At 68.8% G+C, this 21,814-nt stretch carries 20 protein-coding genes and 1 pseudogene; 13 read left to right on the forward strand and 8 right to left on the reverse strand.

The genetic code is table 11. The annotated features are described in order from the left end of the window. Positions 1–20 precede the first annotated feature (20 nt). The 3 genes from FHX53_RS05810 to FHX53_RS05820 all read right to left on the reverse strand — a co-directional run bounded on the left by FHX53_RS05810 (position 21) and on the right by FHX53_RS05820 (position 2,176). A complete protein-coding gene (locus FHX53_RS05810; protein WP_182490399.1) occupies positions 21–335 on the reverse strand; it encodes a hypothetical protein in 315 nt (104 codons plus the stop codon). 75 nt (positions 336–410) lie between these two features. Continuing rightward, on the reverse strand, positions 411–626 hold the full coding sequence (locus FHX53_RS05815; protein ID WP_182490400.1) for a hypothetical protein: 216 nt from the start codon (positions 624–626) through the stop codon (positions 411–413). Beyond that, positions 623–2,176, reverse strand: a complete 1,554-nt coding sequence (locus FHX53_RS05820; protein ID WP_182490401.1) for an AlkA N-terminal domain-containing protein — start codon at positions 2,174–2,176, stop codon at positions 623–625. Before FHX53_RS05820 ends, FHX53_RS05815 begins: the two co-directional genes overlap by 4 nt. A 107-nt stretch (positions 2,177–2,283) precedes the next feature. On the opposite strand from FHX53_RS05820, the gene FHX53_RS05825 reads away from it, so the two are divergent. The 6 genes from FHX53_RS05825 to FHX53_RS05850 all read left to right on the forward strand — a co-directional run bounded on the left by FHX53_RS05825 (position 2,284) and on the right by FHX53_RS05850 (position 8,150). Further along, positions 2,284–3,546 (forward strand): PrsW family intramembrane metalloprotease, encoded by a 1,263-nt coding sequence (locus FHX53_RS05825; RefSeq protein ID WP_182490402.1) that lies wholly within the window; start codon positions 2,284–2,286, stop codon positions 3,544–3,546. A gap of 632 nt (positions 3,547–4,178) precedes the next feature. Next, positions 4,179–4,988, forward strand: a complete 810-nt coding sequence (locus FHX53_RS05830; RefSeq protein ID WP_182490403.1) for a hypothetical protein — start codon at positions 4,179–4,181, stop codon at positions 4,986–4,988. 158 nt (positions 4,989–5,146) lie between these two features. Beyond that, on the forward strand, positions 5,147–5,980 hold the full coding sequence (locus FHX53_RS05835; RefSeq protein ID WP_182490404.1) for a DUF4397 domain-containing protein: 834 nt from the start codon (positions 5,147–5,149) through the stop codon (positions 5,978–5,980). Between the two features lie 29 nt (positions 5,981–6,009). Continuing rightward, positions 6,010–6,657, forward strand: coding sequence for a class F sortase (locus tag FHX53_RS05840; protein ID WP_182490405.1), 648 nt, complete (start codon positions 6,010–6,012; stop codon positions 6,655–6,657). A gap of 76 nt (positions 6,658–6,733) precedes the next feature. Beyond that, positions 6,734–7,297 carry an RNA polymerase sigma factor gene (locus FHX53_RS05845; protein WP_343050858.1) on the forward strand — a complete coding sequence of 188 codons (564 nt, stop codon included), beginning with the start codon at positions 6,734–6,736 and terminating at the stop codon, positions 7,295–7,297. Continuing rightward, positions 7,278–8,150 carry an anti-sigma factor domain-containing protein gene (locus FHX53_RS05850; protein WP_182490407.1) on the forward strand — a complete coding sequence of 291 codons (873 nt, stop codon included), beginning with the start codon at positions 7,278–7,280 and terminating at the stop codon, positions 8,148–8,150. Before FHX53_RS05845 ends, FHX53_RS05850 begins: the two co-directional genes overlap by 20 nt. Here FHX53_RS05850 and FHX53_RS05855 read toward each other — a convergent pair. The 4 genes from FHX53_RS05855 to FHX53_RS05870 all read right to left on the reverse strand — a co-directional run bounded on the left by FHX53_RS05855 (position 8,147) and on the right by FHX53_RS05870 (position 11,372). Next, a protein-coding gene (locus FHX53_RS05855; RefSeq protein WP_425488290.1) for an IS5 family transposase occupies positions 8,147–9,044 on the reverse strand; the annotation gives its coding sequence in 2 pieces (ribosomal slippage) (positions 8,147–8,708 and positions 8,707–9,044; 900 coding nt in all). The two genes, FHX53_RS05850 and FHX53_RS05855, sit on opposite strands and share 4 nt — an antisense overlap. 45 nt (positions 9,045–9,089) lie before the next feature. Next, complete coding sequence (locus FHX53_RS05860; RefSeq protein ID WP_182490408.1) at positions 9,090–9,629, reverse strand: DUF308 domain-containing protein; 540 nt, start codon at positions 9,627–9,629, stop codon at positions 9,090–9,092. A gap of 44 nt (positions 9,630–9,673) precedes the next feature. Then, positions 9,674–10,096: a pyridoxamine 5'-phosphate oxidase family protein gene (locus tag FHX53_RS05865; protein WP_182490409.1), complete on the reverse strand. Its 423-nt coding sequence runs from the start codon at positions 10,094–10,096 to the stop codon at positions 9,674–9,676. A gap of 97 nt (positions 10,097–10,193) precedes the next feature. After that, positions 10,194–11,372 carry a MarP family serine protease gene (locus tag FHX53_RS05870; RefSeq protein WP_182490410.1) on the reverse strand — a complete coding sequence of 393 codons (1,179 nt, stop codon included), beginning with the start codon at positions 11,370–11,372 and terminating at the stop codon, positions 10,194–10,196. A gap of 146 nt (positions 11,373–11,518) precedes the next feature. Here FHX53_RS05870 and FHX53_RS05875 point away from each other — a divergent pair, with 146 nt between their 5' ends. The 6 genes and pseudogenes from FHX53_RS05875 (at position 11,519) to FHX53_RS05900 (ending at position 16,920) form a co-directional block, all read left to right on the forward strand. Next, positions 11,519–12,241: a type I restriction-modification system subunit M gene (locus FHX53_RS05875; protein WP_182490411.1), complete on the forward strand. Its 723-nt coding sequence runs from the start codon at positions 11,519–11,521 to the stop codon at positions 12,239–12,241. After that, positions 12,238–13,135, forward strand: a protein-coding gene (locus FHX53_RS05880; RefSeq protein WP_425488290.1) for an IS5 family transposase whose coding sequence is annotated in 2 segments (ribosomal slippage) — positions 12,238–12,575 and positions 12,574–13,135 — 900 coding nt in all. Because the reading frame shifts where the segments join, the coding sequence is not laid out codon by codon here. Before FHX53_RS05875 ends, FHX53_RS05880 begins: the two co-directional genes overlap by 4 nt. A gap of 25 nt (positions 13,136–13,160) precedes the next feature. After that, positions 13,161–13,973, forward strand: a pseudogene (locus FHX53_RS05885) (HsdM family class I SAM-dependent methyltransferase); the annotation flags it as partial. Next, complete coding sequence (locus FHX53_RS05890) at positions 13,970–15,154, forward strand: restriction endonuclease subunit S (protein WP_182490413.1); 1,185 nt, start codon at positions 13,970–13,972, stop codon at positions 15,152–15,154. The pseudogene FHX53_RS05885 and the gene FHX53_RS05890, both read left to right, overlap by 4 nt. Beyond that, a complete protein-coding gene (locus tag FHX53_RS05895) occupies positions 15,151–16,083 on the forward strand; it encodes a restriction endonuclease (RefSeq protein ID WP_343050859.1) in 933 nt (310 codons plus the stop codon). Before FHX53_RS05890 ends, FHX53_RS05895 begins: the two co-directional genes overlap by 4 nt. 159 nt (positions 16,084–16,242) lie before the next feature. Continuing rightward, positions 16,243–16,920: a hypothetical protein gene (locus tag FHX53_RS05900; RefSeq protein WP_182490414.1), complete on the forward strand. Its 678-nt coding sequence runs from the start codon at positions 16,243–16,245 to the stop codon at positions 16,918–16,920. Between the two features lie 196 nt (positions 16,921–17,116). On the opposite strand, the gene FHX53_RS05905 is transcribed toward FHX53_RS05900, so the two are convergent. After that, the gene (locus FHX53_RS05905) at positions 17,117–18,091 is read right to left on the reverse strand and encodes a DUF4190 domain-containing protein (RefSeq protein ID WP_182490415.1); all 975 of its coding nucleotides are present in this window, start codon (positions 18,089–18,091) and stop codon (positions 17,117–17,119) included. Between the two features lie 209 nt (positions 18,092–18,300). On the opposite strand from FHX53_RS05905, the gene FHX53_RS05910 reads away from it, so the two are divergent. After that, entirely contained in the window at positions 18,301–21,696 is a 3,396-nt protein-coding gene (locus tag FHX53_RS05910) for a DEAD/DEAH box helicase family protein (protein ID WP_182490416.1), read from the forward strand. Positions 21,697–21,814: the final 118 nt, after the last annotated feature.

Raw genomic sequence — 21,814 nt, forward strand, 5'->3', positions numbered from 1 at the left:
TCACGGGGTTGACAGCCGCGTCACTCCGTCGACTCGGCGTTCTCCTTCGACTCTGCGCTGCCCTTCTCGACGAGCCGCTTGGAGAGCAGAACGATCAGGATGACGCCGAACGTGTCGGCGACGAGGCTGATGTTGTACTCCCAGAAGAACCAGATCCAGAACTCGCCGGCCTCGAGCGGGGCGCCCATGTGCTCCTGCTCGCCGACCCAGATGTGACGGCCGGCGAGCACGGCGAGCACCGTCTGGGTGACCAGGATCGTCGCGAGGACGATCGAGAGGCTGTGGCGTTGCCAGAAGCTGCCCTCGGTGCGCGCGCCGCGATAGTGCATGACCATGCCCGCACGCTAGGCCTGGCTGGCGGCTGAGGCGATGGGGTTGCGCACCTGCCCGCTCGGGGGCAGGGCTCCGTGTCAGCCCGCGGGGCGCTCGTCGTCGATGGCGAGGTCGGGGTCGGGCTCGACCTCCACGCGCTCGTCGGGGTCGATCGTCGGCGGCGGGAGGGCCTCGTCGAGAGCGTCGTCGAGGTCGACGGGGCGCTCGGCGTCGTGGTCGACCTCGCGGGCCAGCAGCTCGCGGTCGGCGAACTCGTCGTCGGTGCTGCGGGGGTTGTTGTCGTTCGCGGTCATGCTCGTTCCCTCCGTCGGTGCGCGGTGCGCGCTCCATCCTCCCGTGCTCGGCGCGTCGCGGGGGGCGCGCTTCTCCACAGGTGCAGCGTCGCGTAGCTGCGCCACGGCGCCCACCGCGTGCCGAGCACGTGCGCCTCGCGAGCCGACTCCGCCGCTCCGGACGCGCGCAGCGCTCGCAGCAGCACGAGGTCGTCCGCGAGAAGGATGTCCGGAGCGCCGAGCACGCGCATGGCCACGTACCCCGCTGTCCACGGTCCGACCCCCGGCAGGGCCTCGAGGCGGGCACGCAGCTCGGCGGCGGGCATCCCGACATCGATCGCGAGCGCTCCGCTCGCGAGCTCCTCGGCGATGCCGACGATCGTCGCCACGCGCCTGGCCGGGCCGCGCAGCACCGCGGGCCCGTGCTCGGCGATCGCGGCGGTGCTCGGGAACGCCCGGAGCCCGCCCGCGGACTCCTCCCCACCGGTGATCGCGCCGACATCAGCGGCGAGCCTGCCGAGCACGGTGCGGGCGGCGGGGAGGGAGATCTGCTGACCGACGATCGTGCGCAGAAGCGTCTCGGCCGCGTCGACCGCGCCCGGGATCCGGATGCCCGGCTGCTGCGCCACGAGCGGCCCGAGCAGGGCATCCCGCCCGAGGGCCTCGTCGATCGCGGCGGCGTCGGCATCGAGATCGAACCAGCGGCGGATTCGCGCCACGAGCGGGGCGAGATCGGAGATCGCGGCGAGCTCGGCCGTGCAGATCACGCCGGCGCGGTCGGAGTCGAGTCGCACCGTCACGAGCGCGTGGCCGTGGGGGAGGGGGATCCGGCGGCGGACGGCGCCGCCCGCGTCGACCTCCTCGACCCCCGGGATGGCGTGGTCGGCGACGTAGCGCACGAGTCCCGGGCCGTCGAACGGATCACGCGCGGCGAGCCGCACCGTCACCGCGATCGCCCCGCTCCCTCCCGCCGCGGGGGAGGGCGCTCGCAGCCCGTGCCTCCCCGAGCGGGCGAGGCCCCGGAGCGCGGTCGGAGTGAGCCCGTAGATGTCGTGGATCGTGTCGTTGAACTGCCGCAGGCTCGCGAACCCGGAGGCGAACGCCACATCGGCGACGGGAAGAGCGGTGCCCGCGAGCAGCGCGCGCGCCGACTCGGCCCGGTGCGCGCGGGCCAGGGCGAGAGGACTCGCCCCGAGCTCGCTCTGGAGCACGCGCGCGAGATGCCGGCTCGAGTAGCCGAGCCTCGCCGCGAGCCCCGGCACGCCCTCGCGCTCGACGACGCCGTCCAGGATCAGCCGCATCGCGCGCGCCGCGAGGTCGTCGCGGCGGTTCCAGTCGGGGTTCCCGGGCACGGCGTCGGGCTGGCACCGCTTGCACGCGCGCAGCCCGGCCTCATGGGCGGCGGCCGCAGTGGGGAAGAAGTCGACGTTGTGCGGCCGCGGCGTCGTCGCCGGGCACGAGGGGCGGCAGTAGATGCCCGTTGTGCGGACGCCGGCGATGAACTGCCCGTCGAAGCGCGCATCGCGCGCGGCGAGGGCCCGGTAGCAGACGGCGTGGTCGAGAGCAGGCACGCCCCCACCCTCCCACCGCTCGGATGCCCGCACCAGCGGGATTCGGACATCCCGCCCGCGGTCCCCGCTCCGATCACTTCTCCGATCGGCTGGATAGGCTCGGGGCCATGAGCGAGCACCCGTACCCGCCTCCGTCGACGACGCCCGACTGGACAGCGACCGCGGGGCTCGCGCCCGGATCGGCCGCCGCCCCCGCGAGCGCGCCTGCGGAGGTGCGCGCGGAGGCCGCGCACCCCGCGCAACCCGGGCTCGCGACGCCGCCGCGCCGGCGATCGGCGGGGATGCTCGTCCTGGCCGTCATCGGATTCGTCGTCCTCGGCGTCGTCGCCCTCCTCGTCGCGCTCTACCTGCTCGCCGGTCTCGGCCTCGCGGGCCTCGTGATCGGCGCGATCATGGCGCTCGTGCCGCTCGCGATCGTGTTCGCGGGCATCCGCTGGATCGACAGGTGGGAGCCCGAGCCGCGGGGCGCGCTCGTCTTCGCGTTCCTGTGGGGTGCGGGCATGAGCGTGCTGATCGCCCTCCTCGTCGACGCCGAGATCCGCAACGTCGTCGCGATGGCGGGGGGCCCGCCCGAGGGGTTCGAGTTCTTCGGCGCCGCCGTGCAGGCGCCGATCGTCGAAGAGCTAGGCAAGGGGCTCGGCGTGCTCATCCTGTTCTGGGCGGTCCGACGGCACTTCGACGGCCCCGTCGACGGGATCGTCTACGCGGCGACCGTGGCCGGCGGGTTCGCGTTCACCGAGAACATCCTGTACTTCGGCACGCAGCTCGCCGAGGACGGCCTGCTGAGCGGCGGGACGATCGAGATCTTCCTCGTCCGGGGGCTCATGTCGCCCTTCGCGCACGTCATGTTCACCGCCTTCATCGGCGCGGCGATCGGATTCGCCGCGCGCCGCGCGGGCGCGCTCGCCGGTCTCGGACTCCTCCTCGTCGGCGCCGTCCCCGCGATCCTGCTCCACGCGTTCTGGAACGGCGCGCTGTTCTTCGTCGGCGACTTCTACGGGTACTACGTGCTCGTGCAGGTGCCGATGTTCCTCGTCGCCGTCGTGATCGTCATCGCTCTGCGCAAGCAGGAGCAGCGGCTCACGGCGGAGCGCCTCGGCGAGTACGCCGCCGTCGGCTGGCTGCACCCGCAGGAGGTGGCCGTGCTCGCCACCCCCGCCGGGCGGCGCACGGCGCAGGCGTGGGCCGCCCGACACGGGGTGCCGCAGCTCATGCGGGCGTTCATCCGCGACGCGACGCGTCTCGCGCATGCCAGGCAGCGTATCCTCGGCGGTCGCGAGGGGATCGGCGCCCACGTCGACGAGGCGGAGCTCCTTCAGCGCGTCGCCGCGTCGCGACACGCGCTCATGTGGGGGCGCGCGACACCGTGACCGCGTTCGGCGGTCCGCCGGAACCTTAACGAGATGGGGGCCGGTCGGTGCGCCCCCGCGCTCCGACCGGCCCGTCCGATTCCCTCCCTGCCATCGCAGCCCCCTGCGACGCACCCCCCGGTACGCGGTCCCCCGGAGTTCCTCGGCTCGTTCCCGATACACACGGCATTCGGCGCCCTCGCCCGTCCGGATTGGCGATCGAGGAGCCCCCACTTCGGGGGATGGCGCGGGAAGCGCGGCGCGCGTCCGCAGGCGTTAACAGACTCGCCGCCCAGTGGCGGGGCAAGGCCTCCGGCACTTCTGGGCGGCGAGTTGGTCTGCCCCTATCGTGCATCGGGTCGAGCGCTGGGTCAAGAGACGCGGAGGATCGAGCGTTCGACCCCCTGACTGGGGCGGGAGGATGAGCGCTCCGATCGCTACCCTGACCAGCGGGGGCTCGATCGCGCTCGGCCCCGCTCACCCGAGGAGCGCGAGAGAAGGCGGTGACGCGGGTGGCGGCCTGCCCGAACTGCGCTTCGCCACTGCGCGACGGGCTCCGTTTCTGCACGCAGTGCGGCACCGCTCTGCACGCGTCTCCTGCGACTCCGCCCGACCCCTTCGTCGATAGCCCGATCGAGCCCGGGTTCGAGCCCGTGCCGGCTCTCGGAGCGCACGCCCCCGAGCCGATCGCCCGCCCGAGCATCCTCGGCCTCCTCGGGATGCCGTCTCCGACGTCGGTCGCCGACGATGAGCCCACCGCGGCACCGCCCGCGCCCGTGCACCCACTCGGGGTTCCGATCATCAGCGCGCGCCGGGCGCCGGGGCCGGGCGCGAACCCCACGCACATCGGCCGGGCGAGCTCGTACATCACGGCGCCGCCGGCAGTGGCTGCGGCACCTGCGTCGACGTCCCCGCCCGCCGGGCCGCCCGCCCACAGCGCGCCGCCCGCCCACACCGCGCCGGTCTCGCACAGCGCGACCTCTGCCCCGGCCGCCTCGCCCGAGGCGCTGAGCCGGACAGCTCCGTCGGAGCCCAGCCTTCCTCCTCTCGATCGCCAGTCCGTCGGCCGGTCCTCCGGGCGGCGCTACTCGCCGCCGCCGGTGCGGAGCACCGCGGCCACCTGGGCCCTCGTCACGGGGCTCCTCCCGCTCCTTGTGTCACTCTTCGGCAACACCGTCACGACGCATCTGGGCACCGAGGCGATCGAGGCGACTGCCTCCGGTGTGACCTCCGGCGCGTGGGCTCCCGTCTTCGTCGCGCTCTCGCTCGTCTTCGTCTCCAACGCCGCTCTACTGACCGTCTGCGCGATCACCGGGGTGCGCGGGATCCGTGAGACAGCCAACGGGGTAACCCGCGGTCGACCGCTCGCCGTCTCCGGGCTCGCCGCGGGCGCTGTCAACCTGGTGCTGCTCGTGGCGGGCCTCGTCATCTCCATCTCGGGGCTCTCGACCGTCCTCGCCTGACCCGGCTCGGCATCCGGTCGGATTCCTGTCGGCGTTCTCTCAGGGTGAAGCGCATCCGCATCGGTCGCTCGCGGGGAAGTGATGGATGTAAGGCGAATTCCGCCTTGACCCCGGAAGGGGCATCCGCCCCGCCCCCGGGGCCGTCAACTGGAGGAACAATGCGCAACCGAATTCTCGCGGGCCTGGGCGTCGCCGCCCTCGTCACCGTGGGCGTCGCCGCCCCCGCGAACGCCATCAGCGACACCTCGGCCGACCTGTACGTCGTCCACGCCTTCCCGGGCCTGACGGTCGACGTGTACGTGAACGACGGCGACGAGCCGGCGCTCGCGAACTTCGAGCCGATGGATGTCGCGGGCCCGCTCGACCTGCCCGCCGGTGACTACAACTTCACGGTCGTCGCCGCCGGTGGCGACCCGACCGTCGAGGCCGAGGTCGCGATCCAGCTCAACGCGTCCCTCGCCGCCAACACGAGCTACACGGCCGTGGCGCACCCGCTCGAGGACGGCACTCCCGTGCTCTCGGCGTTCGTGAACGACGTCTCGGAGATCCCTGCCGGTGAGGGCAGGATCACGGTCCGTCACACCGCTCAGGTCGGCGCCGTCGACGTCCGCTCGGGCAACGCGGTCCTGATCACGGCGCTCGCGAACCCCGACGAGGCCGACGTGCTCCAGCTCCCCGCTGACACCTACGCCGACATCAACGTCGTGCCGACCGGCACCGACACGCGCGCGATAGAGCTCGGCGATGTCGTGCTCCCCGCCGGCACGAACATCTTCGTGCACGCCTTCGGCCCCCTCGAGGACGAGTCCTTCGGCGCCGTGATCTTCACGATCGACGACCTCCACTCGGCTCCGGCCGGCGTCCCCGCCGGTGAGGCCGGCCTCGGCGGGCAGTCGAACGGCGGTCTGATCGCCCTCGGCGCCGCGCTCGTGCTCGCCCTCGCGGGCGCTGCGGTGGTCGTCCGTCGCCGGACCGTCGGCGCCGAGCGCTGAGCGCTGAGTCGAGTCTGAGGATCACGTCGATGAGCGGGAGGGCTGCGCGGGCGATCGGTTTCACCGTCTCCGCCCTTCTGCTCCTCGGCGGGTGCTCTGCTCCGGAGCCTCAGCGGGCTCCGGAGCAGCGTGATTCTGCACCTGCACCGACGTCGACCATGACGGCGACGGTCACGAGTCCGCGAGAGGTGCTCGACGCTCTCGCGGCGCGTGTCGCCCCCGCACCGGTGGCGCTCTCCGTGCCGGATCTCGGCATCGAGATGGCGGTTCTGCCGCAGGCGCTCGATGAGCGCGGGCAGATGGCGCTCCCCGCGAGCGCCTTCGACGCAGGCTGGTACCAGTACAGCGCCGGACCCGGGGCCAGCCAGGGCACTACCGTCCTGGCATCCCATGTCTTCACCGTCGCGGAGGGTGAGGGCCCGTTCCTCACACTGCTCAACGCGCAGCCGGGTCAGCTCGTCTCGATCGTGGACGCAGAGGGGGAGCAGCACGAGTACCGCATCACGACGGTCGAGCAGATCCCGAAGGATGACGTGCCGCTCGACCGCATCTTCACAACCGTGGGCGATCCTCGCCTGGTGATGGTCACCTGCGGAGGCGACTACGACGCCGACTATGCCAGCGGTGTCGGCCGTTACCAGGACAACGTCATCGTCACCGCTGAGCGGTTGTCATGACAGCCCCGTTCGCTACCATGACGCGCACGGCCATTTCTCGTCCCGGCCATTCGATGCAGCGGGAGCGGACCAGCACGTGGTGACAGCGATCGACGACGGAACCGAGCTGGCGCGGAGGCTCGTCGCCGGCGACGAGCGGGCGCTCGCAGACATCTACGGTTGCTGGAGCTCGCTGGTGTACTCGCTCGCGATGCGCTCGCTCAAGGACATCTCGGATGCCGAGGACGCCACGCAGCGCGTGTTCGTGAAGGCGTGGCAGAGCCGCGAGCGGTACGACGCGAGTCGAGCCAGCCTCTCAGCCTGGCTCGTCGGCATCACCCGGAACGTCATCGCTGACGCCCACGAGGCCCGCTCGCGCGAGCGATCGATCACCGAACAGCTCACCGCGATCACCTCGACCGGCGAGACGGCGGCACCCGACGCCGAACTGGCCGATCGCCTCGTCGTCGCCGACGAGATGGCCCGGCTCGACCCCATACCGCGCCAGGTCGTCGAGCTCGCGTTCTTCGACGACCTCACCCATACGCAGATCGCCGACCGAATGGACATGCCCGTCGGCACGGTGAAGTCCCATATCAGACGAAGCCTCGCGAGGCTGCGAGACCGCATGGAGGTGAGCCATGGAGCACAGCAGTCCTGACCGCGCACCGCGCGAGAGGCGCGACGGCGCCCTGGTGCACCTCGACGCCGAGGCGATCGCGCTCATCGCGATCGGCGAGGCCCCGTCCTCGCCCGGCGAGGCGCAGCACCTGGCCGTGTGCCCGGCGTGCCGCTCCGAGCTGGACCAGCTCCACGGTGCGGCGCAGATCGCGCGCACCACTCTCGGCGAGGGCGCCTTCGTCGCGCCGGCCGCGTCGGTGTGGGCGGGGATCCATCGCGAGCTCGGGCTCGCCCCCGACGTCCGACCGCCCGGCTTCGGTCCGGTCGCCGTGGACGCACCGCGCGCCGTGGACGCAACGCGCGCCGCAGACGCTTCGCGCTCGGCTGACGAGATCGCGCGCACCACCTCGGCGCCCGAATCGAGGTTCGCCGATGGGAGAGAGCGGCACGGCCGGCTGCGCCGCGTCATCGCCCCCCTCATCGGCGTCGCCGCGGTGGCCGCCGGGATCGGCGCCGCGGCGCTGTGGTGGGATGCCCTTCGCCCGGCTCCCGAGCGGACGTTGCTCGCGAGCGCCTCCCTCGACGCTCTTCCCGCCTGGGAGGGCTCCACCGGTTCCGCTGTCGTGACCGAGAGCGCCGACGGCGAGCGTCTCGTCTCCGTCGAGCTCTCCGCTTCGGCGGAGGGCGACGGTGTCCGCGAGGTGTGGCTCCTGACTCCCGAGGTCGACGGGCTCATCAGCCTCGGCCTTCTCGACGGCGAGTCCGGCTCGTTCGTCATCCCGGCGGGAATCGACCTCGCCGAGTACCCGATCGTCGATGTGAGCCTCGAGCCGATCGACGGCGACCCTTCCCACTCGGGCGACTCGATCGTCCGCGGCGCGCTCGACGTCTAGGGCGTGTCTCCTAAGCGTTTGAGCCAGAGTGTGATGGCTCGCAGGACCGCGCCGCCGCGGTAGGTGAGCGCGAGTTTGTCGTATCTGGTGGCGAGCCCACGCCATTGCTTGTCTTCGTTGAAGCCGCGTTCGACAACGTTGCGACCCTTGTAGTCCTCGACGTCGTAGCTGACTGGTCGCCCGCCACGGGAGCCGCGACGCTGCCGGTGTCCCTGCTGGTCGGAGGGCTCGGGGATCACGGCGACGATCCCGCGTTCGCGCAGGCGGGTGCGGATGGCACGCGAGGAATACGCCTTGTCGCCGCGGACGCGGTCCGGTCTCGAGCGGGGCCTGCCCGGGCCACGCCGGCCAACTTTGAGGTGGTCCATGAGCACGGGGAACATCGGGGCATCGCCGGCCTGCCCGGGGCCGACCAGCACGACCAGCGGTAGCCCGCGGCCGTCGACGAGGTGGTGGATCTTCGTGCTCAACCCTCCGCGTGACCTGCCAATCGCGTGGTCAGGCGGCTCCTCCCGCAAATTCTTGTAACTCGATAGAGCCCCCTGTGTCGCGCGGGAGGTTCGTTGCGTGCTGATGCGCACGGTTGATGGTGGAGTCCACGCTGACGGCCCATTCGATCTCGCCCGCTGCGTCCGCGTCAGCGAGGATCTCGGCGTAGATACGATCCCAAGTGCCGTCTCCGCTGAACCGGCGATGACGCTTCCACGCGGTCTGCCACGGCCCGAACTCGGCGGGCAGATCACGCCACGGCGAACCCGTCCGATACCGCCACACGATCCCCTCCAGCACCCGACGATGCTCCTGAAACGGTCGCCCGCCCTTGCGGGAAGCGATCGGCATCAAAGGCTCGATCCGAGCCCAAGCAGAATCCGACAAAGTACGAGTACGCGTCACGCTCCCAGCCTGCCGCAACATCCCGCAGAGGTTACGAGACACGCCCTAGTCGCGAGCGCGAGCCGCGAGCAGACCGACGACGACCAGCAGCAGACCGACCGCGATCAGGAACGTCGCCCCCACGGCGAGCACGGTCGCGAGCGCGGCTGCCGGGAGGGCGAGCACGAGGATGCCCGCGGCGATCGAGAGCGCGCAGGTCGCGATCGCGAGGCCCCGCGGCGCGGTCGCGGCCTCCGGCAGTCCGCCGAACAGCCCCGCGACCCCGTCGATGATCCAGCCGAGGCCCACGACGGTGACGAGCAGGGCGAGCCCCGCGGCCGGGCTCGCGATCGCGATGATCCCCGCGACGAGCACGATCGCGCCGAGCACGGCCACGAACCAGCGCAGCGCTCGGGGGAGGGCCGGCCCTCGGAGCGCGACGAGCAGGCGCAGCGCGCCGACGGTCACGAGGTGCGCCCCGAACAGCACGGCAATCGTCACGAGCGTCGCCGACGGCCACGTGAGCGCGACGACGCCGAGAAGAGCCGACACGGCGCCGACGATGAGCAGGAGCGGCAGAGGGCGCGACGGAGCGGTCGAGGGCATGCCCACAGTCTGCCCGAGGCTCACCGCGTCAGATCTCAGGAGCCTCAGTACCGCTCGGGCTCCGGGGCCCGCTCGAAGCGCCGACCGCTAACCTCCTCCGGCACGATGCGCACCCATCGGTACTTGAGCGTCGGCAGCCACGGCGAGAGGGGAAGGGTGTCGGCCGCGTCGATCTCGCTCTGCAGCTCGAGCCGCTCGGCCCGACCCTTGACGACGACGCTCCAGGCCTCCTCGTCGGTCGCGCCGTCGATCTCGAAGGCGACGCGATCGTTGATCGAGAGCTCGAGGAGCTTCGTGCCGGGCGCCGTGCGGAAGTAGAGCATCCGATCGCGCGTCGCGTAGTTCACGGGGAAGATGTCGACGGTGCCGGCGGCGGTGACCGCGAGCCGTCCGAGGCTGCGCGATCCGAGCGCCTCCCAGCACTCGTCCGCCGAGAGCTCCGTGATGGGGCCGAGTCCGATGGTCATGGGCGCTCCTTTCCGCTGCCCTCATCAGACTCCCGACGGGGTGCGGCGCGTCAGGGCCGAAAGTCCCGCGTCCTCTGCTGAGGCGACGGCACGCCGGTCACCGGCTGCAGGACCCGGTGCTGACGCTCGCGCTGAGGCCGGGCGCGGCGGCGATCACGGGGTCGAGCTCGGCCATCGTGTGCGCGTATCCGATGCCGTCGCGGTTCTGGGCCTTGGCGAAGATCATGCCGACCACTGTGCCGTCGAGGGCGAGCACCGGCCCCCCCGAGTTCCCCGGGTTCACCTCGGCGGCGAGCGTGTAGGTGTCGCGCGGGAACGCCCCCTCGCCGTCGATCCCGGGCGAGCTGATGGTGCCGACCTGCACCACCTCCGCGCCACCGGAGACGAACGGCCCGCCCCACGGGTAGCCCTGCACGGCGCCGACATCGCCCACGGCGATCGTGTCGCCGAGAGCGAGCGTCGCGACGGGCAGCTCGTCGACCGCGACGATCGCGATGTCCTGCTGGCCGTCGAAGTAGACGACCCGACCGGCGAGTCCGCCGACTCCGGGGAACTCGATCGTGGGCTCGTCGACCCCGGCCACGACATGCGCGTTGGTCAGCAGGCGGTCCTCGGCGATCACGAACGCGCTTCCCGACTGCACCTGCCCGCACGCGAATGCCGATCCGCTGATCCGGCCGACCGACTGCCCCGCACGGCGCAGCTCGGGGTTCTGCGCGTCGATGACGGGCGGGGGAGGGGGGACGACGTCGCCGAGCGCGTCGGCGATGCGAGGGATGCCCTCGCTCACGACGAGGCTGCGCACCTGGCCGAGCGCGCTCGCCACCGGGTCAGGCGTGAATCGCTCGATCGTGCGCAGCACGGTCGAGCTCGCCGTCGTTGTCGACACGACGGGGATTCCCAGTGCGGTGACGGTCGAGCCCACGAGGCTCATGACGAGGAGCGAGACGACGCCGCCGGCGATCGCGCCGCCGACGCGGTCGAGGGGCCGTGCGCGACGGGCGACGCCTCGACGCCAGACGTGGCCGATGCGCTCGCCGAGGCTCAGGCCGCCCACGACGAACAGGACGATGGCGAGGAAGACCGCCGTCGCCCTCCAGGTCGGCTCGGCGATCCAGGTCGTGATGAACGGGATGAGCAGGAAGGCCAGGATCGCGCCGATCGCCGCGCCGATCACGGAGCCGAGAGTGAAGAGGAAGCCCGCGGCCGCACCGCGGGCGACCGCGCCGACCAGGAGGAGCAGAAGGAGGACGTCGAGGAGCAGCGGCAGCAGCATCCGGCCCTCTTTTCGACTCGCAACCTTGTCGGAATTCTTGCACGCCGTCCGTGGCAGTGTCGGGCCGTACGCGTCGGTGGGCTCTGACAGACTTCCGGAGGAGCCGTCAACTCGGCTCGTTGCACTGCGGAAGAGGTCTTCACCGAATGGTCACCGGCGCCCTGAAGTCGAAAGTCGACGCGGTCTGGAACGCCTTCTGGACAGGCGGTATAGCGAACCCGATCGAGGTGATCGAGCAGATCACCTATCTGCTGTTCATCCGCCGCCTCGACGAGTTGCAGCTGCTCGCTGAGAACCGGGCCCGCGTCACCGGTGAGCCGCTGGTGCATGTGGTCTTCGGCGAAGGCATGAGCGCACCGCCCGGTCGCACCCCGCGCCCGCTGAACGACCTGCGCTGGTCGCGCTTCAAGAACCTCGACGCGACCGCCATGTTCGAGGTTGTCGACGGGCACGTGTTCCCGATGCTCCGTTCCATGGGCGAGCAGGGTTCGAGCTTCTCGGCCAACATGAAAGACGCGCGGTTCACGATTCCGACTCCGGCGCTGCTGGCCAAGGTCGTCGACCTGCTCGAGGCCATCCCGATGGATGACACCGATGCCAAGGGCGACATCTACGAGTACATGCTCAGCAAGCTCGCCACCTCGGGCACGAACGGGCAGTTCCGAACCCCGCGCCACATCATCCGCCTCATGGTCGACATGACAGCGCCGAAGCCGGGTGACCGCATCGTCGACCCCGCTGCCGGCACGGCTGGCTTCTTGACGGTCGCGAGCGAATACCTGCGTGAGCATCACCCCGAGATCTGGGCGGATGCCGCTAGGGCGTGTCTCGTAACCTCTGCGGGATGTTGCGGCAGGCTGGGAGCGTGACGCGTACTCGTACTTTGTCGGATTCTGCTTGGGCTCGGATCGAGCCTTTGATGCCGATCGCTTCCCGCAAGGGCGGGCGACCGTTTCAGGAGCATCGTCGGGTGCTGGAGGGGATCGTGTGGCGGTATCGGACGGGTTCGCCGTGGCGTGATCTGCCCGCCGAGTTCGGGCCGTGGCAGACCGCGTGGAAGCGTCATCGCCGGTTCAGCGGAGACGGCACTTGGGATCGTATCTACGCCGAGATCCTCGCTGACGCGGACGCAGCGGGCGAGATCGAATGGGCCGTCAGCGTGGACTCCACCATCAACCGTGCGCATCAGCACGCAACGAACCTCCCGCGCGACACAGGGGGCTCTATCGAGTTACAAGAATTTGCGGGAGGAGCCGCCTGACCACGCGATTGGCAGGTCACGCGGAGGGTTGAGCACGAAGATCCACCACCTCGTCGACGGCCGCGGGCTACCGCTGGTCGTGCTGGTCGGCCCCGGGCAGGCCGGCGATGCCCCGATGTTCCCCGTGCTCATGGACCACCTCAAAGTTGGCCGGCGTGGCCCGGGCAGGCCCCGCTCGAGACCGGACCGCGTCCGCGGCGACAAGGCGTATTCCTCGCGTGCCATCCGCACCCGCCTGCGCGAACGCGGGATCGTCGCCGTGATCCCCGAGCCCTCCGACCAGCAGGGACACCGGCAGCGTCGCGGCTCCCGTGGCGGGCGACCAGTCAGCTACGACGTCGAGGACTACAAGGGTCGCAACGTTGTCGAACGCGGCTTCAACGAAGACAAGCAATGGCGTGGGCTCGCCACCAGATACGACAAACTCGCGCTCACCTACCGCGGCGGCGCGGTCCTGCGAGCCATCACACTCTGGCTCAAACGCTTAGGAGACACGCCCTAGCCGCGATCACTTCAATCGTCACGCCTTCAGCGGCTTCGATTCTGACGCCACTATGAGCCGCATCGGCAGCATGAACCTGCTGCTGCACGGTGTGGAGGCCGCCACGGTCGAGCGCCGCGACTCGCTCGCCGAAGGTGTCGGAGCCGACGACGGTGAGTTCTCGCTCGTCCTCGCCAACCCGCCGTTCGCCGGCTCGGTCGACGCCGAGTCGATCGCCAACGACCTCACCCGCATGGTGAAGACGAAGAAGACGGAGCTGCTGTTCTTGGCGCTCATGCTGCGCATCATGAAGGACGGTGGCCGCGCGGCGGTCATCGTGCCCGACGGCGTGCTCTTCGGCTCGTCGACCGCGCATAAGGCTTTGCGCCGCATGCTCGTCGACGACCACAAGCTCGACGCGGTCGTCAAGCTGCCGAGCGGCGTCTTCAAGCCCTACGCCGGAGTATCAACGGCCATCCTGTTCTTCACCAAGACCAGCTCGGGCGGGACTGACCACGTGTGGTTCTACGACGTGCAGAGCGACGGCTTCAGCCTCGACGACAAGCGCACTCCGCTCGCGTCGAGCGACCTGCCCGACGTGCTCGCCCGCTGGCAGACGCTGACGGATGCTGGCTCACCCGAGGCGGACCGCCCCCGCACCGCTCAGAGCTTTCTAGTGCCTCGCCACGAGATCGTCGACGCCGGATACGACCTCAGTCTCAACCGCTACAAAGAGGTCGAGCACGACGAGGTCGAGCACCGCGACCCGCTCGAGATCATCGCCGAGCTGCAGGCCCTCGAGGCCGAGATCGCGGCCGCCACAGTCACCCTCGCCGAAACCCTGCGGAGTCCGCGTTGAGTTGGGAATGCGTTGCACTTCAGGAGGTCTGTGAAGTCGTCGGGGGTGCAACTCCGAAAACTGGCGAACCGGAGTACTGGAGTGGCGACATCCCGTGGGCAACCCCCGCAGACCTCTCCAACTTGAAGGGCGCGTACATCTCGGAAACACCGCGGATGTTGACACAAGAGGGGCTTCGCAGTTGCGCCGCCAAGGTATTGCCAGCGTATTCAGTGCTCCTGAGTTCGCGAGCACCGATCGGGCATGTCGCAATCAACTCTGTGCCCATGGCGACCAATCAGGGTTTCAAGAGCCTCATTCCAGATAGAAGTCGTTTAGACGAGAAATACCTCTATTGGTGGCTCGTTTCGAACAAGGCTGCACTGCAGCGGCTGGGCGTCGGAGCGACCTTCAAGGAAATTTCGAAGGCAATCGTTTCGCGAGTCGTCATCCCGCTCCCGCCCCTCCCCGAGCAACGCCGAATTGCCTCCATTCTCGACGAAGCCCGGGCTGTCGGTCGGCTCGCCGACAAGCAACTCGAAAGCCTGAGCGAATTGCGCGACGCTCTCATCGAAAGTGCGGAAGCTTCATCGGACTCCATTCATCGAACAGTTTCCTCGATCATCGATCGGATCGACAGTGGCAAGAGCCCAGTCTGTGAAGACCGCGAGGCTCGTGAAGGTGAGTGGGGCGTTCTCAAGCTCGGGGCCATATCGAGCGGAACCTACCGAACGGATGGCAACACGAAGGCGCTCCGTGAGGACACGGTTCCCTTGACGCACCTCGAAGTCAAAGCCGGGGATGTTCTTCTCTCCAGAAAGAACACGCCTGAACTGGTAGGTGCGAGCGCCTACGTGCGCCACACCAGAAGTCGGTTGCTCTTGCCCGACCTCATTTTCCGGCTGGTTGTGAATGCAGATGCTGGAGTCATCCCTGCGTACCTGCAGGCGATGTTGTCTGCTCCGAGGACGCGGGCGAAGCTTCGCAAGGTCGCAGGAGGCTCCGCGGCATCAATGTCCAACATCTCGAAAGCACGGCTCTCGCTAGTCACTGTCCCCGTTGCGTCCCTGCGTGTTCAAGAAGAACTCGTCAGTTCACTTCAGCAAGTCGTCGAACTGACTGACGCTGTGATGGCACGCAAGATCATGAGCGAGCAATTAGCCAGCGCGCTACAGACCCGAGCGTTCAAGGGAGAGCTGTGAACGAGAACGCCGCCGCCGTGAGCACCATCCCGACGTGGCATGCCTTCCTGAAGCCAGTGCTCGAAGTCATGTCTGACGGGCGGCAGTGGCCCTCGCGCGCGCTCAAGGAGGCCGTGTGCGATCACGTCGGCCTCACGGAGGAGCAGCGCGCAGAGAAGGTCCTCAACGGCGACCCTCGGGCAGTGAACCGCGTCGGCTGGGCGCTGTCGGCGCTCTACCGGGCGAAGGCGGTCGACAAGCCCGCGCGGGGAGTGAACGTGATCACCGATTTCGGACGTCAGTTCTTGGCTCAGCATCCCGGAATCATCACCGACGCCGACGTGAAGTCGTTGCCGGTGTGGAGTGAGTATGAGCCGACCCGCCGCCCGTCCACTCGCACTGCGACTCTCGTCGCGCGCGAGTTCGACGAGAGCGACGACCCCACCGAGCTCATCGAGGCGGGTATCCAGAGTTTCGAGGCCGACGCGGCTGCCGAGCTGATTCGACGGCTGCAAGACCAGCATCCTGACTTCTTCGAGCAGGTGGTCGTCGATGTGCTCAACGCGATGGGCTACGGCGGAGCCGAGCAGCGCGGCCAGCGCATTGGCCGCTCGGGCGACGGGGGAGTCGACGGCGTCATCGATCAGGATGCTCTGGGCCTCAGTCAGATCTACGTGCAAGCCAAGCGCTACGCAGCCGACAACGCCGTGCAGCGCCCCGAGTTGCAGGGCTTCATCGGCGCTCTCGCCGGTCGCGGTGCCAGTCAGGGCGTCTTCGTCACCACGAGCCGCTTCAGCCAGGGGGCGCGCGACTACGCCGACAGCATCCCTCAGCGCGTAGTCCTGATCGACGGGCTACGACTCGCCGAGCTCACGATCCAGTACCGCGTGGGCGTGCAGGTGAAGAAGACCTACGACGTGGTCGAGGTCGACGAGGACTACTTCGACTGACCCTACGTTCGAGCGTTGTGAGGAAGAGTCGTCGAATCTGGACCGGAGAACTACTCTGCAGAAAGCAGTAACCCCGGAGACGTGCTTTCGCAGAGGCCTTCCGGGGTCTTCGAACAAGACGGTAGCACGAGGACTCGAATGCCCGCCACAAGCGCTGACATGGCCAAGGTACAGGCGAGCCTTTCGCCCGAGCGACTGGGACCCTACCTGGATGCCTGTAATCGCAATGCCAGTCAAGCCATTCGGCTCTACGAGTGGAATGTGCAGGTGTCGGGGGCGTTTTTCGAGTCTCTAGGCATCGTTGAGGTCACCGTGCGCAACGCATTGAGCGCCCAGCTCACGGCCCATCACGGCTCACTCGGGGGGAGCTGGTGCGACGACCCGTTGTCCATTTTCTCTGCTCAGGCGAGCGCTGACATCGCCAAGGCGAGGAAGAGAGTGCGCGATCTCGGAAGGCCGGAGACTCCGGGCAGAGTCATCGCTGAGTTGAACTTCAGCTTCTGGAAATTCTTGTTGGCTCGACGCTACGAGGCCACCTTGTGGACGCCGCACCTGCGTCATGCGTTTCCGAGTCTCCAACCCCAGAGTCGACAGATTGCTTTCGCGGCACTCGACGGTCTGACTCAGTTGCGCAATCGAGTCGCGCACCACGAACCGATCTACCGCCGAGACCTGAACGCAGACATGCTCACCGCATTCCGGGTTCTCAACTGGATCGAGCCAGACGTCCGCGTCTGGGCCGCCTCGGTCACTCGCCTTCCGGCAGTGCTGGCGGCCAGGCCGCACATGCCTCCGTCGTCGATGACCGCCCCCCGGACGTCATCAGAGAGTGAGTAGATGCAGTGGTCGAGCTGAGAATCAGACATCGCCCAACAGTCACGCTCGTCAACACGGTCGCGGTGCTCCCGGGGCAGACAACCACCGAGGTCGTCGCCGACCTGGCCCGAGCCAGGCTCGAACAGATATGCCTCGATGACGGCAACTAACGACAGAAGGTGCGGGCGGGCCGAAACCTGCCCGCACCACCGCAGGTCTACTGCAACGCGATCGTCCAGGCGCCGTTCGCCGAGATCTGCACCAGCGCCGTGCCGGCCGGCCAGCGGACCTGCCCCGTGTACGCGCCGATCTCGTTCACGACCAGGTCGCTGCTGCTTCCGTACGACCACACGGCGAAGTTGCTGTCGCCCGTGTGAGCGAGATCTGCGATCGTGGCATCGCCCAGGTAGACCAGAACGTCATCGCCCTGACCGGTCGTCGTCGAGCTCTCCGGCAGCTCGCGCACCGAGAGCACGTCGCGCAGCGTGACCGTCCACGCCCCGTCCGCGGTGATCTCAAGAGCTGTGATCCGCTCCGCCGTCGACAGGTTGAACGGCACCGTGCCGGCATATCTGCCGATCTCGTTGACGAGCAGGTCGCTCTGATTCAGGTTGGCGTCGAGCGACCAGACAGCGAAGTTGCTGCTGCCGCTGTGCGCCATCGTCGCGATCCCGATCGAGTCGGGCCCGGCGGGAAGCTCGATCTGCAGGATGGTGTCGCCCGTGCCGCTGTAGACGACGTCGGCAGCCGGCTCGATGACCTCCGGCTCAGGCTCCGGCTCCGCGACGGGTTCGGGCTCCTCCGCGACCGGAGCGGGAGCCTCCTCGACCGCTACCGGCTCGTCGTCGACAGCGTCGTCCGCGCCGCCGCTGATGCCTGCGATGAGCCCGACGCTCACGATGATTGCGGTGACCCACGCGATCGGGCCGAGAACGACACCGGTCAGGGCCTGGCCGCGCCGCGGGGTCTTCCTGATCAGTGCGATGAGGCCGAGAGCGATCGCCGCGACCGCGGGGATCCAGGCCACGAAGCTCAGACCCGGGATGATCGCGCTGACCATCGCGACGATGCCGGCGATCATCGCCCAGAGGGCGAGGGCCGAACGCGGCTTCGGAGTAGCGGCCGGCGCTGCGGTGGGCTGCGCCGCGGGAGATTCCGTCGGCCGCTCGGGGGTGGTGGGGGTGTTGCTCATGAGGTACTCCTCGGGGATGCTCCGGTTCACCGGAGGGTGACACGCGCACTGCCGATGACACCGCGCGACCGTCCCGACATTCGGGCAGTAGACCAGGACAGCGGACAGCTCCGACATTCGTGACGTGTCCACCCCCGTTCGGGGGCCGAAGTCGACCAGATGTCACCTATCGCCTCTAGAGTTGCCAGACCGACGAAAGGCACGGCCGGGTGACCAATTTCGACTTCCTGCACGAGCGATTCACGTCGATCATTCCCGAAGCGCGTCGGGCCGAAGGGTACGCATTCGGCGACCCGCGCACGTCGTCGTTCTACGCCCGTCGCGCTCTCGAACTGGCCATCGAGTGGATGTACGCCTACGACTCGACTCTGCGCGAGCCCTACCAGCGCGACCTCAGCGCGCGCCTCCACGAGCCCAGCTTCACCCGGCTCGTCCCGCCCGTCGTGGTCGCCAAGATGCACATCATCCGACGCCGCGGCAACGAGGCCGTGCACCGCGCCAGTCCGTTCGGCGAGACGCAGAGCGTGCCCGTCGTGCGCGAGCTCTTCCACGTGCTGTTCTGGCTCGCCACCCAGTACGCGCCGACGACCGACGCCCGCCCCGCCGCCGGTCGCGTCTTCGAGGTGTCGCGCATCCCTCGTCCGCAACCGGGGGCGGTCTCGAAGACGCGCGCAGAGCTGAAGGCCCTCACCGAGCAGCTGGCGGCGCAGGATGCCAAGCTCGCCGCCGCCCATGCCGACAACGCCGCTCTCGCCGCTGAGCTCGAAGCCGTGCGTGCCGAAGTGGCCGCTGCCAAGCAGGCTGCAGCTGCTCTCGTCGACACCCACGACTACGACGAAGAGAGCACTCGCGACCTCTTCATCGACCTGCTGCTCGCGGAGGCGGGCTGGGCGCTCGACGAGCCTCGCGATCGCGAGTTCGAGGTCGCGGGCATGCCCAACAGCTCAGCGGGCGGCGTCGGCTTCGTCGACTACGTGCTGTGGGGCGCCGACGGTCTGCCGCTCGCCGTGGTCGAGGCCAAGCGCACGCGCAAGAACCCGCATGCCGGGCAACAGCAGGCCAGGCTCTACGCCGACGCGCTCGAGCGCCGGTTCGGCCAGCGTCCGCTGATCTACTACACGAACGGCTACGAGCACTGGCTGTGGGATGACACCCTCTACCCGCCCCGTGCCGTGCAGGGCTTCGCCACGCGCGACGAGCTGGCGCTCGCCGTGCAGCGGCGTACGTCGCGTCATGCGCTCGCGAGCATCCCGATCGATGAGTCGATCGTCGAGCGGCCCTACCAGCACCGCGCGATCCGGCGAGTGGGCGAAGTGTTCGAACAGCAGCAGCGCCGTGCGCTGCTCGTCATGGCGACCGGCTCGGGGAAGACCCGAACGGTCATCGCGCTGACCGACCTGCTGATGCGCGGCGGGTGGGTCAAGCGCGTGCTCTTCCTCGCCGACCGCGTCGCCCTCGTCAACCAGGCGGCTGCGGCCTTCAAGACGCACCTTCCTGCGTCGAGCCCCGTCAACCTCGTCACCGAGAAGGGCGTCGACGGCCGCGTCATGGTCTCGACCTACCCCACGATGATGGGCCTGATCAACGAAGTGGACGGTGGCCTGCGCCGCTTCGGACCCAATCACTTCGATCTGATCGTCATCGACGAGGCCCACCGGTCGGTGTATCAGAAGTATGGGGCGATCTTCCAGTACTTCGACGCCCACATCGTGGGCCTCACGGCGACGCCGAAAGACGAGGTCGACCACAACACCTACAGCCTGTTCGGGCTCGAAGACGGCGTGCCGACCGACTCGTACGATCTCACCGACGCCATCGCCGACGGATACCTCGTGGCACCGGTGGGCAAGTCGGTCGCGACGTCGTTCGTACGGCAGGGCATCCGATACGACGACCTCTCTGAGGACGAGAAGGAGCAGTGGGATCTGCTCGACTGGGCCGACGGCGACGTGCCGGACGAGGTGGATGCCTCCGCGGTGAACCAGTGGCTGTTCAATGCCGACACCGTCGACAAGGTGCTGGAAGCGCTCATGACCGAAGGGCGTCGTGTGAACGGCGGCGACCAGCTCGGCAAGACGATCGTGTTCGCTAAGAGTCAGCGGCACGCGCAGTTCATCGTCGAGCGGTTCGACGCCAACTACCCGCACTACGCGGGTCACTTCGCCCGCGTCATCACGCACCAGGTGAACTACGCCCAGAGCCTGATCGACGACTTCTCGACCACAAGGGCGTTTCCGCAGGTAGCTGTGTCGGTCGACATGCTCGACACCGGCATCGACGTGCCAGACGTGGTCAACCTCGTGTTCTTCAAGGAGGTGCACTCGAAGACCAAGTACTGGCAGATGGTGGGCCGTGGCACGCGCCTGCGGCCGGAGCTGTACGGCCCCGGCGACGACAAGAAGGACTTCGTGATCCTCGACGTCTGCCAGAACATCGAGTACTTCAACCAGGAGGTGCCGCCCGATCGCTCGACGCGGGCCGCCTCGTTGACCGAACGACTGGTCCGAGCTCGCACGCATCTGGTGCGGACGATCGACCGCGCTTCGGAGGGCGGAGCGCACCCCGACCGGGAGCTCGCCGCACTACGAGAGCTCCTCGTTGGCCGGCTGCAAAGCCGAGTCGACGGGATGACTCTCGACAACGTCCTGGTCCGCCCTCATCGACGCGAGGTCGAGAGATTCCGCGATGGACGAACCTGGCTCTCTCTGGGGGAGGACGACTACGAACGCGTCATCGCCCTCGGCGGGCTCCCCTCGAAGGCGGATGCCGATGACACCGACGAGGCGGCGAAGAGATTCGACCTTCTCGCGTACCGAGCGCAGCTTGCCGTCCTGGAGAGTGACGCGACCGCGCTGACGGCGGTAGGGAACTCCGTGCGCGGAATCGCGGACGCGCTCGCACACCAGACGACGATTCCCGTGATCGCCTCACAACTCGAATTCATCGATCATGTCGCCTCGGTTGACTGGTGGAACGGCGTGACGGTCGCGATGCTCGAGCAGATGCGAGTGCGGCTGCGAGACCTCGTCCGGCTCCTCGATCCGCGCGAACGGCCGCTGATCTACACCGACTTCGAGGACACGCTCGGCCCCATCACCGACACCGCCGTCGTGCCCGGGGCGCCCGGCATTGACCGCGGACGTTTCCGGGCCAAGGCGCTGTCGTTCCTCGCGGCCCACGAAGAGGACGCCGTGCTGTTCAAGGTGCGGCACGGCAAGCAGCTCACGGCTCTCGACCTCGAATCGCTCGAGTCGATCATGCGCGAGAGCGGCGAGTTCACTCCGGGAGAGCTCTCATTGGCGATCGAGGAGAGCGGCGGACTGGGCCTCTTCGTGAGGACGTTGCTGGGCCTCGACCGTGCCGCGGCGCAGGAAGCCGTGGGGGAGTTCATCGCCGGTCAGACCTTCACCGCGAATCAGCTCGCCTTCATCGACTTGCTGGTCTCTCAGTTGACGATGCGCGGTGTGGTAGATCCGGGGTTGCTCTTCGAGGATCCGTTCACGTCGCTCGCTCCGACGGGCCCGCAGTCGCTTTTCACTGAAGCGCAGGTCGCCGACCTGGTTGTCCTGCTGAAGCACCTTCGACAGACGGCGGTTGCCGCCTGACGGCCGACCGCCCCGGCCGACTGCTAGTATCTGAAGGTTGCCGTCGAACGGCCGCGGAGAAAGAGAGCCCCGAGCATCCCGCTCAGGGCGCCGCGCAACGAGGAGAGAGGGGATCACC

Origin of the sequence: Microcella alkalica, from assembly GCF_014137945.1 — a bacterium.
In the GTDB taxonomy this organism is placed as follows: domain Bacteria; phylum Actinomycetota; class Actinomycetes; order Actinomycetales; family Microbacteriaceae; genus Microcella; species Microcella alkalica.

Excerpts from the sequence above, each read along its gene's own strand:
- FHX53_RS05810 (WP_182490399.1), bottom strand. The coding sequence starts at position 335 with ATGGTCATGCACTATCGCGGCGCGCGCACCGAGGGCAGCTTCTGGCAA.
- FHX53_RS05815 (WP_182490400.1), bottom strand. The coding sequence starts at position 626 with ATGACCGCGAACGACAACAACCCCCGCAGCACCGACGACGAGTTCGCC.
- FHX53_RS05825 (WP_182490402.1), top strand. The coding sequence starts at position 2,284 with ATGAGCGAGCACCCGTACCCGCCTCCGTCGACGACGCCCGACTGGACA.
- FHX53_RS05835 (WP_182490404.1), top strand. The coding sequence starts at position 5,147 with ATGCGCAACCGAATTCTCGCGGGCCTGGGCGTCGCCGCCCTCGTCACC.
- FHX53_RS05840 (WP_182490405.1), top strand. The coding sequence starts at position 6,010 with ATGAGCGGGAGGGCTGCGCGGGCGATCGGTTTCACCGTCTCCGCCCTT.
- FHX53_RS05850 (WP_182490407.1), top strand. The coding sequence starts at position 7,278 with ATGGAGCACAGCAGTCCTGACCGCGCACCGCGCGAGAGGCGCGACGGC.
- FHX53_RS05860 (WP_182490408.1), bottom strand. The coding sequence starts at position 9,629 with ATGCCCTCGACCGCTCCGTCGCGCCCTCTGCCGCTCCTGCTCATCGTC.
- FHX53_RS05865 (WP_182490409.1), bottom strand. The coding sequence starts at position 10,096 with ATGACCATCGGACTCGGCCCCATCACGGAGCTCTCGGCGGACGAGTGC.
- FHX53_RS05870 (WP_182490410.1), bottom strand. The coding sequence starts at position 11,372 with ATGCTGCTGCCGCTGCTCCTCGACGTCCTCCTTCTGCTCCTCCTGGTC.
- FHX53_RS05875 (WP_182490411.1), top strand. The coding sequence starts at position 11,519 with ATGGTCACCGGCGCCCTGAAGTCGAAAGTCGACGCGGTCTGGAACGCC.
- FHX53_RS05900 (WP_182490414.1), top strand. The coding sequence starts at position 16,243 with ATGGCCAAGGTACAGGCGAGCCTTTCGCCCGAGCGACTGGGACCCTAC.
- FHX53_RS05905 (WP_182490415.1), bottom strand. The coding sequence starts at position 18,091 with ATGAGCAACACCCCCACCACCCCCGAGCGGCCGACGGAATCTCCCGCG.